The organism is Desulfobacteraceae bacterium, assembly GCA_022340425.1.
Taxonomy (GTDB): domain Bacteria; phylum Desulfobacterota; class Desulfobacteria; order Desulfobacterales; family JAABRJ01; genus JAABRJ01.
The window spans coordinates 1-14,907 of sequence record JAJDNY010000081.1; the positions used below are offsets into that span (position 1 = coordinate 1).

Here is a 14,907-nt window from a genome sequence, read left to right on the forward strand (position 1 = left end):
CTGCCCAAAGAGGCGGCGGCGCTGCTGCTGATCGAGGTCGACGGCCACCCCGCCCAGGTGCAGGATGATGCCGCCAAGGTCGAGGCCATCTGCCGCCGCAAGGGCGCCGCCGATATCCGGGTGGCGCAAAGCGCGGCGGAACGCGACAAGGTCTGGGCCGCCCGCCGAACGGCGCTCTCGGCGCTTGCCAAACTCCGTCCGACCCTGGTGCTGGAGGACGCCACGGTCCCCCGCAGTCAGATCCCCGCGATGGTCAGGGCCATTCAGTCCATCAGCGCCCGCTACGGCATTGCCATCGGCACCTTCGGGCATGCCGGTGACGGCAACCTGCACCCCACGATCCTTACCGACCGCCGCGACAAGGCCGAGTGGCAAAAGGTGGAGGCCGCCATCGCGGACATTTTCGACCGGGCCCTGGCCCTGGGCGGCACCCTCTCCGGCGAGCACGGTACCGGCATCGCCAAGTCGTGTTTTCTGGAAAAGGAGACCAGCCCGGCGACGATCCTGTATTCCAAGAGGGTCAAGGCCGCCCTGGACCCTCACAACATCCTCAACCCGGGCAAGATCATCGGAGGCTGACCATGGCCAGCATGCAGGAACTCGTCCGCTTGATGAAAAGGCTGGAGGATCAGCTGGTGGTGTGCATGCGCTGCGGCATGTGCCAGGCGGTCTGCCCGGTGTTTTCCCAGACCGGGCGCGAGGCGGACGTGGCGCGCGGCAAGCTCGCGCTGCTCGATGGGCTGTTGCAGGAGATGTTCCAAGACCCCCGGGGGGTGTACGAACGCCTCAACCGCTGCCTGCTCTGCGGCTCCTGTGCGGCCAACTGCCCCAGCGGGGTCAGCGTGACGGAGATTTTTCTGCAGGCCCGGGCGATTTTGACGGGCTTCATGGGGTTGCCGCCGGCCAAGAAAGCGGTTTTACGGGGGATGCTGGCCCACCCCGAGCTGTTCGACAACCTGATGGCCTGGGGCGCCAGATTTCAGAATATCTTCACCCGCGAGGTCAACGATGTGATCGGCACCTCCTGTGCGCGGATCACGACCCCGCTGATCGGGGACCGGCATTTCCGGGGCCTGGCCCCGAAGCCCTTCCACCACCTGCAGCCCGGACTGGACAGTGCGCCGCAAAGGGGGCGCCCGCGGGTGGCCTTTTTCGTCGGCTGCCTGCTGGACAAATTCTTTCCCGATATCGCCCGGGCAGCCGTGGAGGTTCTGCGGTTTCACGGGGTCGGCGTCTTTATGCCGTCCGGGCAGGCCTGCTGCGGGATTCCGGCGCTTTCCGCCGGGGACACCCAGACCTTCGGGCGGCTGGTGCGGCACAATCTTGCCCTTTTCGAGGCCCGCCGTTGGGATTGCCTGGTCACCGCCTGCGCTACCTGTACCGCCACGATCCGCAAACTGTGGCCGGTGATGCTGCGGGAAGAGACGGCCGCCCTGCGGGCCCGGGCCGAAAAAATGGCCGCCAAAGCCTTGGACATCAATCAGCTCCTGGTGGATGAGGTCGGGTTGCCGGCGCGCGAACGGCGCAAGGGCGGCGACCCCGTGGCGGTGACCTACCACGACCCCTGCCACCTCAAGAAATCCCTGGGCGTCGCCGCTCAGCCGCGGGCGGTGCTCGCGGCCAACCCGGATTACCGCCTGGTGGAAATGCCCGAGGCCGACACCTGCTGCGGCATGGGCGGCAGCTTCAACTTGCAGTACTACGATTTGTCCGCCGCCATCGGGCAGCGCAAACGCGACAACGTTCAGGCCTCCGGCGCGGCGGTCGTGGCCACGGGCTGTCCGGCCTGCATGCTGCAGCTCTCCGACGCCCTTTCACGCGCCGGGGACCGCGTGGCGGTCCGGCACCCGCTGGAACTGTATGCCGAATCCCTGGGAACGAAGACATGACACTCTCCTTGAAACCGATCACGCCCAAGCGCATTTCCGACCAGGTTTTTGAGCAGTTGCGGGAGCTTATTTTCCGGGGCAAACTCAATCCCGGCGATCAGCTGATGCCCGAGCGTGAATTGGCCGAGGCCCTGAACGTCAGCCGCACCACGGTCCGCAACGCCATCAACAAGCTGGTGGTGCTGGGGCTGTTGGAGCACCGCCAGGGTCAGGGGACCTTTGTGCGCCGCCAGGATGCCGCGGCCCAAAACGTCGTCGCGATGGCGATGGAAAGCCAGGGGGCTTCTGTTCAGGATCTGCTGGAAGTACGCATGGGGCTGGAGTGCAACGCGGCCGCCCTGGCCGCCCGGCGCGCCGACGAGAAGGACGTCCAGTTTCTTGAAAGCAGCCTCAAGGAGATGACCCGCGCCATTCGTTCCGGGCGGCTGGGCACCCAGGCCGACACCTCGTTTCACATGGCCGTCGCCTATGCCACCAAAAATCCCCTGCAGATTTACATCATGCGCAATTTCTATGATTTTCTCTTCGTGGGGATCAGGGAGAGCCTCAGGCAGCTCTACGAGGTTCCGGGCAACCTCGATCTGATTGTGGCGCAGCACACCGCCATCTCCGATGCCATTCGGGCTCACGATGAACAGGCCGCACTGGAGGCCATGAGGCGGCACATTACCTTCGTCGTCAACTTCTTCAAAAGCCGCTAGGCAGGGATTCCCAGGCCCGTTTTGCCCGCCGGCGGCTGCATCGCCGGCGCCGTGCCGGGCTGTGGGCGACCGCGCGGCGCTTTAAAAATGGGTTGACAATCCCCCGCTCTCTTCAAATAATCAACGCCTGAAGTGCCAAGCTCCGTTCGTTTCTGCAGCGGGCGCGGGCGGACCCTTCCGCTTTTCCAAACCCCACAATCCCGGCAAGAGGTGGCCATGCGAATCGTTGACCTGCGCTCCGACACCCTCACCCGCCCCACGGCGGCCATGCGCGCGGCCATGGCCGCCGCCGAGGTGGGCGACGACGTTTACGGCGAGGACCCCACTGTGAGGCGCCTGGAGGAAATGGCGGCGGAACTTACCGGCAAGGCCGCGGCGCTGTTCGTCGCCAGCGGCACCATGGCCAACCTGGTGAGCCAGTTGAGTCACTGCGGCCGGGGCGACGAGGTGATCCTGGGGGACCAGTCCCACGTCTTCTACTATGAGCAGGGCGGGTGTGCGGCCGTCGGCGGGATCCACCCGCGCACGGTGCCCAACCAGCCCGACGGCACCCTGGATCTGGCGGCGGTCGAAGCGGCCGTCCGCGGCGAGGACATCCACTTCCCGGCCAGCCGGCTGCTGATTTTGGAAAATACCCACAACCGCTGCAGCGGCGCCCCCCTGGGCGTCGCCTACATGCAGCAGGCGGGGGCGCTCGCCCGGCGCTGTGGGCTGAAGCTGCACGTCGACGGCGCGCGCCTGTTCAACGCCGCCGTGGCGCTGGGCGAGTCGGCGGCCGCCCTGGCGGGGCCGGCCGATTCGGTCTCATTCTGTCTCAGCAAGGGGCTGGCGGCCCCGGTGGGTTCCCTGGTCTGCGGTTCGGCGGCCTTCATCGCCCGGGCGCGCCGGATGCGCAAACAGGTCGGCGGCGGGATGCGCCAGGCCGGCGTGTTGGCGGCCGCCGGGATCGTGGCCCTGGAGGAGATGGTGGCGCGGCTGGCCGAAGACCACCACAATGCCCGTCATTTGGCGCGGCGGCTGGCGGCCACCGACGGCCTGAGACTGGATCCCGACCGGGTATACACCAATATCGTTTTTTTCGATGTGGTTCACCCGGCCCTGAGCGCACCGGCGTTGGCCGCCAAACTCGGCGCCCGGGGGGTCCGTGTCCTGGCGCTGGGGCCGCGGTCCCTGCGGGCGGTCACCCATTACCAGGTCACGGCCGATGACACCGATTGGGCGGTGGACACCATCCGCTCCGTGCTGGAGGCTGGCTGACATGCGGGTCATGTTCTGGTACTGCGGGCGCTTCGGCTGGCGGCCGGCCCTCAAAACTCTGGAGGATGCGCCGGCGGCCGAGGCGGCCGAAGAGCGGGATGTGGTGGTGGCCTTCGTTCATGTGGAGCCCCAGGACACGGACCCCGGCAGCCCGGCTGAAACCAAGCTGGTCAAAAACGCCAAGTGGGTGGCGCGCAAGTGGGAGATACAGCGGGTCGTGCTGCACTCCTTCACCCACCTGGGGGAGGCCAAGGCCCCGCCGGAAGCCGCGCGGCAGCTCTTGACGCGCGCCGCAGAACGTCTGAACGGCGCCGGCTACACCACCCTCCAGACCCCCTACGGGTATTTTCTGGACCTGGAAATTGCGGCCAAAGGACATCCCCTGGCCCGGATCTACAAGGCCTTCTGATCTCATCTTTTTTTGGGCTGTTCACATCATGGCCTTGAGCGCTTCCCAGATGGCGGCCACCGCCCGGGTGGCCGCGGCCTCGGGGGCGTATTCGACCACCGTCTGGCCGTTTACCATGGCGTGGGTGAAAACCGGGTCGAAGGGGACCGTTCCCAGGAAGGCCATGCCCCTGTCGTGGGCATAGGCCGCGATCTCGTCGCTGGCCGCCGGGTTGAGGTCGGCCTTGTTGATGCAGAGCATCGGGCGCACCTTGAAATGATCGGCCAGTTGCACGACCCGCTGCATGTCATGCCGCCCCGAAACCGTCGGTTCGGTGACGATCAGGACGGCGCTGGCGCCGCCGATGGCGGCGATCACCGGGCAGCCGACCCCCGGCGGGCCGTCGGTCAAAAGCAGCGTGAGCCCTCTCTTTTCGGCCAGCTGGCGGGCCTCCCGGCGCACCAGGGAGACCAGCTTGCCCGAGTTTTCCTCGGCGATATGCAGCTGGGCGTGCACCATCGGGCCGAAGCGGGTTTCGGAGAGGTACCATTCGCCGCAGGTGTTGAGCGGGAAATCGATCGCCTTCTCCGGGCAGAAATGGACGCACACCCCGCATCCCTCGCAGTCGATGGGCTTGACCCTGAAATCCTCATCGATGGCGTCAAAGCGGCACATCTCACGGCAGGTGCCGCAGGCCGTGCAGCGCTCCGGGTCGATCAGCGCCGTGCGGCCGGAGACGAAGTCGTGGCGCTCGCGCACCTCGGGGTTCATGATCAGGTGCAGGTCGGCTGCATCCACATCGGCGTCGCACAGGACCTTGTTCTCGGCCAGGGCGGCGAAGGCCGCCACCAGGCTGGTCTTTCCGGTGCCGCCCTTGCCGCTGATGATAATCAGTTCTTTCATTCCGATTTCGCCCCCGTATTTCTGACGATGGCCGCGATGGCCTCGAAGAGTTTCACAAATTTGGGTTTCCACTCCGGCAGCGCCGTCACCACAAGCTCGCCGCGGGAATAGGCCTCGGCGATCCGCCGGTCGAACGGGATTTCCATCAGAATGGGCACCCCCTCCTGGCGGGCATAATTGCCGACCGCGTCATCGCCGATGTCGGCGCGGTTGATCACCAGGCCGCAGGGCAGCCCCAAGGCGCGCACGGCGCCCACCGCAAGCTTGAGATCGTGCAGGCCGAAAGGGGTGGGCTCGGTCACCAGCAGCACGAAATCGGTGCCTTTCATGGCCGCGATGACCGGGCAGGAGGTCCCCGGCGGCGCGTCGATGATGGTCAGGCCGTCCGGACGCGTGCGGGCCCGCACGGCCTTGATCAGCGGGGGGGACATGGCCTCGCCGATGCGCAGGCGGCCGTGGACGAAGTCGACGCCGTGGCTGTGCCCGCTTTCGATAACCCCCAGTTCGCGGCCGGTTTCGGTGATCGCATCCACAGGGCAGACCGCCATGCAGCCACCGCAGCTGTGGCAGAGCTCGTGAAAGGGCAACACGGTTTCCCCCACGACCACGATCGCCTTGAATGCGCAAATCTCGCCGCACTGGCCGCAAAAGGTGCATTTGTCTTCATCCACCACCGGCACCGGGGTGGTCACCGTATCGGTGGCGGTCAGGGTGGGGTGCAGAAAGAGGTGGGCGTTGGGCTCCTCCACATCGCAGTCCAGTAGCTGGACGCCGTTGCCGAGGGCCACGGCCAGGTTGGTGGCGACGGTGGTTTTGCCGGTTCCGCCTTTTCCGCTGGCAATACTGATGATCATGTCGGGATGCTCCCTAACAGGTTGATGGTTTCGGGCGCAGGCGCCCGCAGCTTGTCGATGTGCGCTCAGGGGAGGCCGCCGCTGCGGGGCTGCCGGCCGCGGCTGCCGGGCAGCCAGAACCTTGGGCGGTTCAGTGTTCCCCGCAGAAAGGCCTGGAGCACATCCCCTGCCGGCCCGGATATCCCCTGGATGATGGTCAGCCCGGGTTCGGCCGCCAGCAGGCGCGCAAAGGCGCGCGACACCGCCCCGCAGATCAGGACATCCGCCTTGAGGCGCCAGATCCGAAAGCAGCGCCGGGAGAGGTCCGCTTCGTCCAGAAACACCTCGCAGCGGGAAGTGACGACCTTGTCTTGAGCTTCCACCAGCAGCAGGCGCCGGGCGGTGTCCAGCAGCGGGGAGACCTTCTCCTCCCAGACGGGGATGATGATCCTCAACTGCCGCCCGGGGTCACCGGATCTGAAGGGCGGTTCGGGCTGCATGACCTCTCCGTGCCATGGTTCCAGGGGCGTCCGGGTCCTGTGGTGTAGAAAGCGCAACCCGGCCGGTCTGTGGCTGTGTGACAGGCGAAAAAGCCCCCCGCTGTCCACGGTTTCAGCCAGCACATGCCGTGCCATGCCGGAAGAGGGTCTCAATTATTTACAACTATACCAGAATCCAGTCAAAAATAGTCTGGTGCCGGAGGGGTGGGCGGTTTGGCAGGCTTGTGGTGTTGCATGGGCGCAATTGACTCCGGGTCCGACGGATTTGCGCTTGCGCAACAATGTGGCGGCAACCCCGCCCCGGCCTCCGCTTCGGCCCGCGGGATGCTGACGGCGCGCCGGCCGGGCCTCAGGGCGGAGGGACGCAGGCCTCGAGGAAGGCCCTGAGGCGGCCGATCAGCGCCTCCGGGTTTTCCAGGGCCAGCATGTGCCCGGCGTTCGGGATCAGCGCCATCTGTGCTCCCGGAATGTGGTCCCGCAGATACGCCCCGTATTTGGGCGGGGTCAGGAGGTCGGCGCTGCCGGTGACCACCAGGGTCGGGACGCTGACGGCGCCCAGCCGGCCCATGATGTCGAACCGGTTGCAGGCGCTGTAATCGCCGTGGGTGACGGCCGGCGGCGTCTGCTGCAGCCCCTGGCGGAAGCGGCCAACGAGCGCCGCCGCGGCCTGGGGGCCGAAGGCCAACTGGCAGATGCGCTCCACGGCGGCGTCATGGTCGCAGAGCAGGCCGTCGCGAATTGCCGGGTCGACCTTCAGGCGGGCGCCGGTGCCCACCAGGACGATGGCGGCCAGCCAATCGGGTGCGCGCAGGGCAAGATCCAGGACGATCGCCCCGCCCAGGGAGTGGCCCATCAGAACGACGTTATTAAGAGCCAGGCGTTCGACAAAGGCGGTGACGACATCCGCATAGTCCGAGACCCGGCTGCGGCCGCTGCCGGTGGAGCGCCCGTGGCCGGGAAGGTCGGGCGTGAACACAGCCGCAGCGGGCAGGTGCCGCAGCCCATCAGGCCAGCTGCGATGGTCGGCGCCGGAGCCGTGGATCGGCAGCAGGACGCGGCGGCCGCTGGCGGGGCTGTGGTCGTAAAAAATTTTCTCCGTTCCCAGTTGGGTGTATGGCATAAGGCCTCCTGGCGCCGGGGTGTGAAAGAGCGGATTCAGGCGAGGCAATCAAGGTCAATGCACCAGGGGCTGGCACTCGCCCCTCAGTTGCGGTGGCGGCCGTCCTGGGAGGGCAGCCTGACCTTCAGCCGTTTGATCCGGCGCCACAGGGTCGAGGGGTGGATGCCCAGCTGAGCCGCGGTCAGCTTGCGGTTCCAGTTGTTTTTCTTCAGTTCGGCGTAGATGAAACTGCGGCTGAGTTCGTTGAACGATGCCCGGCTGGCGTGGCTGGCACCGGCTGCACGCGGCGCCGCGGGCAGATCCTGCGGCTGGAAGTGGCGGGGTAAGTGTTCGATTCCGATCCGGCTGTTTTTACAGACCACCGTGGCGTATTCGACGATATTTTCCAGTTCGCGGACATTGCCCGGAAAATCGTGGGCCATCAAGAGCGGCATCACCTCCGGGGCGACCCCCTGGATCTCCTTGCCGTTGAGATGGCTGTATTTGCGGAGGAAGTGGGCCACCAGCAACGGGATGTCCTCCTTGCGCGCCCGCAGCGGCGGAAGGGTCATTTTGATCACGTTGATGCGGTAGAAAAGGTCCTGGCGGAAGCGGCCCTCGGCGACGAGTTCCTCCAGGTTGTGGTTGGTGGCGGTGACGATGCGCACATCGGCGGTCTCCGAACGGGTGCTGCCAAGCGGCTCGTAGCGTCGGTCCTGGAGCACCCGCAGCAGCCGGACCTGCAGCATCGGGGATATGTCTCCGATTTCATCCAGAAAGAGGGTTCCGCCGGCGGCGCGCGCCAGGCGCCCCGGTTTGTCCTTGCGGGCGTCGGTGAAGGCCCCGGCCTTGTAGCCGAAAAGCTCGGATTCCAGCAGACTGTCGGGCAGCGCGGCGCAGTTGACCGTGATCATGGGGCCGTTGCGCCGCGGGCTGAGGGAATGGATGGCCTTGGCGAAGAGTTCCTTGCCGGTGCCGCTTTCGCCCTCCAGCAGGACCGAGGCGTTGCTCTCCGCGATCTGCTCCAGCATGGCGAAAAGCGCCTGCATCTCCCGGTTTTTGCTGATGATGTCCAAAAACGTGTGGGATCCGGCCAGTTCCTTGCGCAGCTCCTCCACCACGCTGAGGTCCCGGAAGGTTTCGACACCGCCGATGATCTCTCCGTTTTTGTTGCGCAGCAGCGCGGTGGAGATGCTGATTGGGACCCGGTCGCCCGCCACGTTGACGATGAAAATCGACTGGTTGACCAGCGGGCGGCCGGTTTCCATGGTTTCCCGCAGTGCACAGCGCTGCTCGCAGATGCTGGCGCGAAAAACCTCCCAGCAGTGGCGGTTGATGGCCTCGGCGCGGCTGATGCCGGTGATCTGCTCGGCTGCCCGGTTGAACGATGTGATCCGCCATTGCTTGTCGACCGTGAATACGCCGTCGGCAATGCTGTCGAGAATGATTTGGGTTTGCTGCTCCAACGAAGAGGGCATGGGCAATTTCTTGGGTTGAAAAGGTCGGTCGCGCCCGGAGCCGCATCCAAACCTGGGCTTCGGCTGGGACCTGGCGCCAGACCGGACAACGGTGGATGCGCTTTTGCACCTGTTAGGTTAAATGTCCGCCCGGGGTTTGTCAATCGCGCCCCCCCGTTCTGCGGCCTGCGCCAGAAAAGCCGCGATCTGGGGATAGAGTTGCGGCAGTTCGGTGGGCGTGGTCCAGATGATCGTCGGGTCGGCCGCAAACCAGGTCATCTGACGTTTGGCGTAGCGACGGGTGTCGCGCTTGAGGGTGCGCAGCGTCTCTGCCAGCGACAGCGTGCCGTTGAGATGGGCGATCATGTGCCGGTAGCCCAAAGACTGCAGGGGTTTCAGGCCCGGGTCGAAGCCCATCTGCAGCAGCCCGGCCACCTCGGCCAGCAACCCCTCGGCCAGCATGGCCTCCACCCGCCGGTTGATGCGCTCATAGAGCTGGCTGCGCTCCAGCCGCAGACCGATTTTGATGGTCCGAAAGGGGCTTGCGGCAAACCGGTGGCGGGCGTGGAAGTCCGAAATGGGGCGGCCGGTGGCCTCGAAAATTTCCAGCGCCCGAACGATGCGAACGCTGTCGTTGGGATGAATCCGGCGTGCGGCCGCGGGGTCGCAGGCCGCCAGACGCTGGTGCAGGGCCGCGCCGCCGCCCGCGGCGGCTTCCTGCTGCAGCCGCCGGCGGGTCGCACGGCAGGCCGCCGGCGGCTCAAAAAGCCCGTGAAGCAGGGCCTTGATATAGAGGCCCGTGCCGCCGACCACAAAGGGCACCTTGCCCGCCGCTGAAAGCCTTCGGATCACGGCGCCGGCCATCTCCGCAAACCGGCGGGCGTCAAAGGCCGCATCGGGCTCCAGAATATCCACCAGGTGGTGGGGTACCGCGTCCCGCTCCGCCCGGGTCGGCTTGGCGCTGCCGATGTCCAGCCGGCGGTAGATCTGAACCGAGTCGGACCCGATAATTTCGCCGTTGAAGTGCTTCGCGGCGGCTATCGCCGCGCCGGTTTTGCCGACCCCGGTGGGGCCGCAAATGACCACGATCGCGGGCCGGGGGTCAGATGTCTGCATGCGCTGGCCTCTGCTGACGAATGGTGCGCGCGGTCGAAACCGGGGGGCATGGCGCTCGAGAAAAAAATCATCAAATTTTTACAACCGCAAAAACCGTTCGTCCATTGAAAACCCTGTGGTCATTTCTAAAACCTGGATTGTGCTTGACAAAAAAGTTTCAGATCAATAATTAAAAACTTTGGCCCCGCACTAACAGAAACGCCAACTGGGTCGCAACCGCCCGCCCTTCGGGCCGCTGTCTGAAGCGGCCGGTGTCCGCGCTCAATTATCTCAGGAGACAGGTATCATGTCAAAAGATGTCGTCGGTTCGGTGATGGTCGTCGGTGGCGGAATCGCCGGAATGCAGTCGGCCCTGGACCTCGCCGATTCCGGGTATTACGTTCACCTGGTTGAAAAAAGCCCGTCCATCGGCGGGGCCATGGCCCAGCTGGACAAGACCTTTCCCACCAATGACTGTGCAATGTGAATTATCTCCCCGAAACTGGTCGAGGTCGGCCGGCATCTGAACATCGAGTTGCACACCCTTTCGGAAATCGCGGAAGTTACTGGTACGGCGGGGAATTTCAACATCACCCTGAACACGGGCGCCCGCTATATCGATCTTAAAAAATGCACCGGTTGCGGCGACTGCGCCGAGGTCTGCCCGGTGAGTCTGCCGAGTGTCTTCGAACAGGGGCTGGGCGCCCGCAAGGCCACCTACCGGCCTTACGCCCAGGCGGTTCCGGGGGCTTATGCGATCACCAAAAAGGACCGATCCCCCTGCACCAACGGTTGCCCCAACCATGTCAACGCCCATGCCTACGTGTCCCTGGTGGCCCAGCAGAAATACCCCGAGGCGCTGGCGGTCATTCAGCGCACCCTACCGCTGCCGGGAGTGATCGGCCGGGTCTGTCCGCACCCCTGCGAAGACGCCTGCCGGCGCCAGGAGGTCGATGCGCCGATCTCCATCTGCACCCTCAAGCGCTTCGTGGCCGATCAGGTGGATGTGGAGGAATCCCCGCTGCCGGAGATCACCCCGCGCAAGGAGAAGGTCGCCATCATCGGCGCCGGTCCGGCGGGTTTGACGGCCGCCCATTTTCTGGCCCTGGACGGTTTTCAGGTCACGATTTTCGAGGCCCTGCCGGTGGGCGGCGGGATGCTGCGGGTGGGGATCCCCGATTACCGGCTGCCGCCTACGGTGCTTGAAAAGGAAATCGCTGCGATCACCCGCCTGGGGGTCGAGATACGTTACAACACCGCCCTGGGGCGCGATATCACCCTCGACAGCCTCACCGCCGATGGCTTCCAGGCGGTTTATATCGCCGTGGGGGCCCACGCCAGCATGAAGCTCAACATCCCCGATGAAGACGCCGAGGGGGTGGTCACCGGCGTGCGCTTCCTGCGGGAGGCGGCGCTCTACGAGCGCAAGACGGTCGCGGGGCACGTGGTGATCGTGGGCGGCGGCGATGTGGCGATCGATGCGGCCCGTTCGGCACTGCGGATGGGGGCCGAGAAGGTCAGCATCCTCTATCGCCGGACGCGGACGGAGATGCCCGCGCGCAACGAGGAGGTCGAAGACGCCCTGGAGGAGGGCGTGGCGATCGATTTTCTGCTGGCCCCGGTCAAGGTGGTGGTGGAAAACGGGAAGGTCGCCGGGCTGGAGTGCGTGCGCATGGAGCTTGGCGAGCCGGACAAAAGCGGCCGGCGCCGGCCGGTGCCGGTTGCGGGCAGCGAGTTCGTGGTGGCTTGCGATACGATCATCCCGGCCATCGGGCAGCGGGTCAATCCCGGTTTTCTGGAAGGCTCAAGCGGCGTCGAGCTGACCTCGTGGGGGACCATTGTGGCCGATCCGATCACCTGCGAAACCACCCGCAAGGGGGTTTTCGCCGGCGGCGACGCCCAGTCGGGGCCCTGGATCGCCATCGGCGCGGTGGCCGCCGGGCGCGAGGCGGCGGTTTCCATCGCCCGTTATATCGATGGTGCGGACCTCGCTGCCGGCCGCGAGCCGTTGGAGGCGCCCCAGCGGGACTTCAACCCGATACCCGAGAGCATTGCGCGGCAGCCCCGGGCGCACATGGAGCGCATCCCGATGGCGGCCCGATTGGCCGGCTTCGAAGAGGTGGAAAAAGGCTTCACCGAAGAGCAGGCCGTGACCGAGGCCGCCAAGTGCCTCAACTGCATGGTCTGCTGCGAGTGTTTCGAGTGCGTCAAGGTCTGCGGTGCGGGCGCCCTGACACTGGACACCCACGCCCAGCAGCGGCGAAGCGAAAGTCTGGACGTGGGGGCGATCGTGCTGGCGCCCGGTTTCAAACCCTACGATCCGTCGCGGCTGGACTTTTACGGCTACGACAGCCTGCCCAACGTCGTCACCGCGATGCAGTACGAGCGCATCCTGTCGGCCTCCGGGCCTTTCGGCGGGCATCTGGTGCGGCCCTCGGACCACAAGGAGCCCAAAAAGATCGCCTGGTTCCAGTGTGTCGGCTCCCGTGACCAGAACCGCTGCAACAACAGCTACTGCTCCTCGGTGTGCTGCATGTACGCCATCAAGGAGGCGGTGATTTCCAAGGAGCACGCCGGCGACGATCTGGAATGCAGCATTTTCTTCATGGACATGCGAACCTTCGGCAAGGACTTCGAGCGCTACTACGAGGGGGCCAAAAAGGACCACGGCATCCGCTTCGTGCGCTCCCGGGTGCACACCATCCGGCCCCTGCCCGGCAGCGACGACCTGGAAATCCGCTACGTGACCGAAAGCGGCGAAATGGTCGAAGAGGTCTTCGACATGATCGTCCTCTCCGTCGGGCTGGAAACCCCGCCGGAGCTGGTCGAACTGGCCCGATCGCTGGACGTTGAGCTGACCCCGGGAAATTTCTGCCAGACCAGCAGCTTCGCGCCGGTGGCCACCTCGCGGCCGGGGGTCTTCGTTTGCGGCGCCTTCCAGGGCCCCAAGGACATCCCCCAGTCGGTGGTGGACGCCAGCGCCGCGGCCACCGCCGCAGGCGAGATGCTCAGTCCGGCGCGCAATACCCTGACCCGGGTGCCGGAGATCGTGCCGGAAACCAATGTGGTCGGCGAGCGCCCCCGGATCGGCGTTTTCGTCTGCAACTGTGGCATCAACATTTCCGGGGTGGTGGACGTACCTGCGGTGCGGGATTATGCCGCCGCCCTGCCCTATGTCGAGTTCGTGACCGACAATCTCTACTCCTGCTCCCAGGACACCCAGGACAAAATGACCGAGACCATCCGGGAGCACGACCTGAACCGCATCGTCGTGGCGGCCTGCACCCCCAAGACCCATGAGCCGCTCTTTCAGGAAACCTTGATCAATGCGGGCCTGAACCGCTACCTTTTCGAGATGGTCAACATCCGCAACCAGGATTCGTGGGTCCACAAGAACAACCCCGAAATCGCCACCGAGAAGGCCAAGGACCTGGTGCGCATGGCGGTGGCCAAGGTGGCCCTGAAAGAGCCGCTGCAGGAAACGGAGCTCAACATCAACCAGGCGGCGATGGTGGTCGGCGGCGGCATCGCCGGCATGACCGCCGCCCTGAGTCTGGCCCGCCAGGGGTACGAAACCCATCTGGTGGAAAAATCGGACCGGCTCGGCGGACAGGCCCTGAGCCTCTACCGAACCTGGAAGGGGGAGGACATCCAGGGGCGGGTGGCCGAATTGATCCAGGCGGTGGAGGCCCAAGAGAACATCCGGCTGCACCTGAAGTCGCACCTGGCGGGCCTTGAAGGGTTTGTGGGGAACTTCAAATCCACCCTCGCCGCGGGCGATGATCAGCAGGTGGTCGAACACGGCGTTGCGGTGGTCGCCACCGGCGGGGCCGAACACAAGCCGGCGGAGTATCTCTACGGCCAGGACCCACGGGTCAAGACCAGCCTGGAGGTCGACCGCATGTTGATCGCCGACGACCCGGCCCTGAAAGCGGTGGGGTCGGCGGTCTTCATCCAGTGCGTGGGCTCGCGCGAACCCGAGCGGCCCTACTGCTCCCGGGTGTGCTGCACGCACGCGCTTGAATCCGCCCTGGAACTCAAGCGCCGCAGCCCCGAGGCCGGCATCTACATTCTCTACCGCGATATCCGGACCTACGGCGAGCGGGAGGCGATTTACAAGAAGGCCCGCGAGGCCGGCGTTGTCTTCATTCGCTACAGCCTGGACCGCAAGCCCGAGGTGACGGTGGCAGACGGGCAGCTCATCGTGCGGGTGACCGACCATGTGCTGGGGCTGCCGCTGGCGATCGATGCCGACCTGGTCCATCTGGCGACGGCCATCTTGCCCTCCCGCGACGAGCAACTGGCCCAGTTCTTCAAGGTGCCGCTGAACGCCGACGGGTTTTTCGTGGAGCGCCACGCCAAGCTGGGGCCCTCGGAGTTCGCCACCGACGGCGTTTTCCTCTGCGGCCTGGCGCACTACCCCAAGTCGATCGACGAATCGGTGGTTCAGGGGCAGGCTGCGGCATCACGGGCGGTGACCCTCCTGGCGCGCGAAAAGATCCACACCAGCGGCGAGGTCGCCTCGGTGCAGCAGGCCATCTGCAGCAGCTGCGGGGTCTGCGTGTCCATCTGCCCTTACTCGGCGCCGTCTTTTACCGAGAAGGGGATGTTCGCCGGCAAGGCCCAGATCAACCCGGCGCTTTGCAAGGGCTGCGGCCTGTGCGTGGCCTCCTGCCGGTCGGGCGCCATCCGCCTGCGGGGCTTTGACAACGACCAGATCTTTGCCATGATCGAGGCCATCTAACCAACGGTGCCGGCCGTCGTGGCGGCCGGCACCGTTCGCAC

12 protein-coding genes are annotated in these 14,907 nt (G+C 65.7%); 6 read left to right on the forward strand and 6 right to left on the reverse strand.

The window, feature by feature from the left end; all coding sequences use genetic code 11:
• From LJE63_07405 to LJE63_07425, 5 genes are all read left to right on the forward strand, one after another.
• A partial coding sequence (locus tag LJE63_07405) for a glycolate oxidase subunit GlcD (protein MCG6906435.1) occupies positions 1-579 on the forward strand: 579 nt, incomplete at its 5' end.
• Between the two features lie 2 nt (positions 580-581).
• Positions 582-1,889, forward strand: a complete 1,308-nt coding sequence (locus LJE63_07410; protein ID MCG6906436.1) for a (Fe-S)-binding protein — start codon at positions 582-584, stop codon at positions 1,887-1,889.
• Positions 1,886-2,590 (forward strand): FadR family transcriptional regulator, encoded by a 705-nt coding sequence (locus tag LJE63_07415; GenBank protein MCG6906437.1) that lies wholly within the window; start codon positions 1,886-1,888, stop codon positions 2,588-2,590. Before LJE63_07410 ends, LJE63_07415 begins: the two co-directional genes overlap by 4 nt.
• Before the next feature lie 216 nt (positions 2,591-2,806).
• Positions 2,807-3,847 (forward strand): low-specificity L-threonine aldolase, encoded by a 1,041-nt coding sequence (gene ltaE / locus LJE63_07420; GenBank protein MCG6906438.1) that lies wholly within the window; start codon positions 2,807-2,809, stop codon positions 3,845-3,847.
• A 1-nt stretch (position 3,848) separates the two neighbouring features.
• Positions 3,849-4,256, forward strand: a complete 408-nt coding sequence (locus LJE63_07425; protein MCG6906439.1) for a threonyl-tRNA synthetase editing domain-containing protein — start codon at positions 3,849-3,851, stop codon at positions 4,254-4,256.
• 21 nt (positions 4,257-4,277) lie between these two features.
• On the opposite strand, the gene LJE63_07430 is transcribed toward LJE63_07425, so the two are convergent.
• The 6 genes from LJE63_07430 to miaA all read right to left on the reverse strand — a co-directional run bounded on the left by LJE63_07430 (position 4,278) and on the right by miaA (position 10,143).
• On the reverse strand, positions 4,278-5,138 hold the full coding sequence (locus tag LJE63_07430) for a 4Fe-4S binding protein (protein MCG6906440.1): 861 nt from the start codon (positions 5,136-5,138) through the stop codon (positions 4,278-4,280).
• Positions 5,135-5,992, reverse strand: coding sequence for an ATP-binding protein (locus tag LJE63_07435; protein ID MCG6906441.1), 858 nt, complete (start codon positions 5,990-5,992; stop codon positions 5,135-5,137). Before LJE63_07435 ends, LJE63_07430 begins: the two co-directional genes overlap by 4 nt.
• A 65-nt stretch (positions 5,993-6,057) precedes the next feature.
• Positions 6,058-6,471 (reverse strand): hypothetical protein, encoded by a 414-nt coding sequence (locus LJE63_07440; GenBank protein ID MCG6906442.1) that lies wholly within the window; start codon positions 6,469-6,471, stop codon positions 6,058-6,060.
• Positions 6,472-6,820: 349 nt separating this feature from the next.
• On the reverse strand, positions 6,821-7,591 hold the full coding sequence (locus tag LJE63_07445) for an alpha/beta hydrolase (protein MCG6906443.1): 771 nt from the start codon (positions 7,589-7,591) through the stop codon (positions 6,821-6,823).
• A gap of 83 nt (positions 7,592-7,674) precedes the next feature.
• Entirely contained in the window at positions 7,675-9,048 is a 1,374-nt protein-coding gene (locus tag LJE63_07450; GenBank protein ID MCG6906444.1) for a sigma 54-interacting transcriptional regulator, read from the reverse strand.
• A 117-nt stretch (positions 9,049-9,165) separates the two neighbouring features.
• On the reverse strand, positions 9,166-10,143 hold the full coding sequence (miaA, locus tag LJE63_07455) for a tRNA (adenosine(37)-N6)-dimethylallyltransferase MiaA (protein ID MCG6906445.1): 978 nt from the start codon (positions 10,141-10,143) through the stop codon (positions 9,166-9,168).
• A gap of 286 nt (positions 10,144-10,429) precedes the next feature.
• On the opposite strand from miaA, the gene LJE63_07460 reads away from it, so the two are divergent.
• Positions 10,430-14,866, forward strand: a complete 4,437-nt coding sequence (locus LJE63_07460; GenBank protein MCG6906446.1) for an FAD-dependent oxidoreductase — start codon at positions 10,430-10,432, stop codon at positions 14,864-14,866.
• Positions 14,867-14,907: the final 41 nt, after the last annotated feature.

What these genes read in the sequence shown, in the direction of transcription:
- LJE63_07435 (MCG6906441.1), bottom strand. Translation starts at nt 5,992, where the DNA reads ATGATCATCAGTATTGCCAGCGGAAAAGGCGGAACCGGCAAAACCACC.
- LJE63_07415 (MCG6906437.1), top strand. Translation starts at nt 1,886, where the DNA reads ATGACACTCTCCTTGAAACCGATCACGCCCAAGCGCATTTCCGACCAG.
- LJE63_07450 (MCG6906444.1), bottom strand. Translation starts at nt 9,048, where the DNA reads ATGCCCTCTTCGTTGGAGCAGCAAACCCAAATCATTCTCGACAGCATT.
- LJE63_07430 (MCG6906440.1), bottom strand. Translation starts at nt 5,138, where the DNA reads ATGAAAGAACTGATTATCATCAGCGGCAAGGGCGGCACCGGAAAGACC.
- ltaE (MCG6906438.1), top strand. Translation starts at nt 2,807, where the DNA reads ATGCGAATCGTTGACCTGCGCTCCGACACCCTCACCCGCCCCACGGCG.
- miaA (MCG6906445.1), bottom strand. Translation starts at nt 10,143, where the DNA reads ATGCAGACATCTGACCCCCGGCCCGCGATCGTGGTCATTTGCGGCCCC.
- LJE63_07440 (MCG6906442.1), bottom strand. Translation starts at nt 6,471, where the DNA reads ATGCAGCCCGAACCGCCCTTCAGATCCGGTGACCCCGGGCGGCAGTTG.
- LJE63_07410 (MCG6906436.1), top strand. Translation starts at nt 582, where the DNA reads ATGGCCAGCATGCAGGAACTCGTCCGCTTGATGAAAAGGCTGGAGGAT.
- LJE63_07445 (MCG6906443.1), bottom strand. Translation starts at nt 7,591, where the DNA reads ATGCCATACACCCAACTGGGAACGGAGAAAATTTTTTACGACCACAGC.
- LJE63_07425 (MCG6906439.1), top strand. Translation starts at nt 3,849, where the DNA reads ATGCGGGTCATGTTCTGGTACTGCGGGCGCTTCGGCTGGCGGCCGGCC.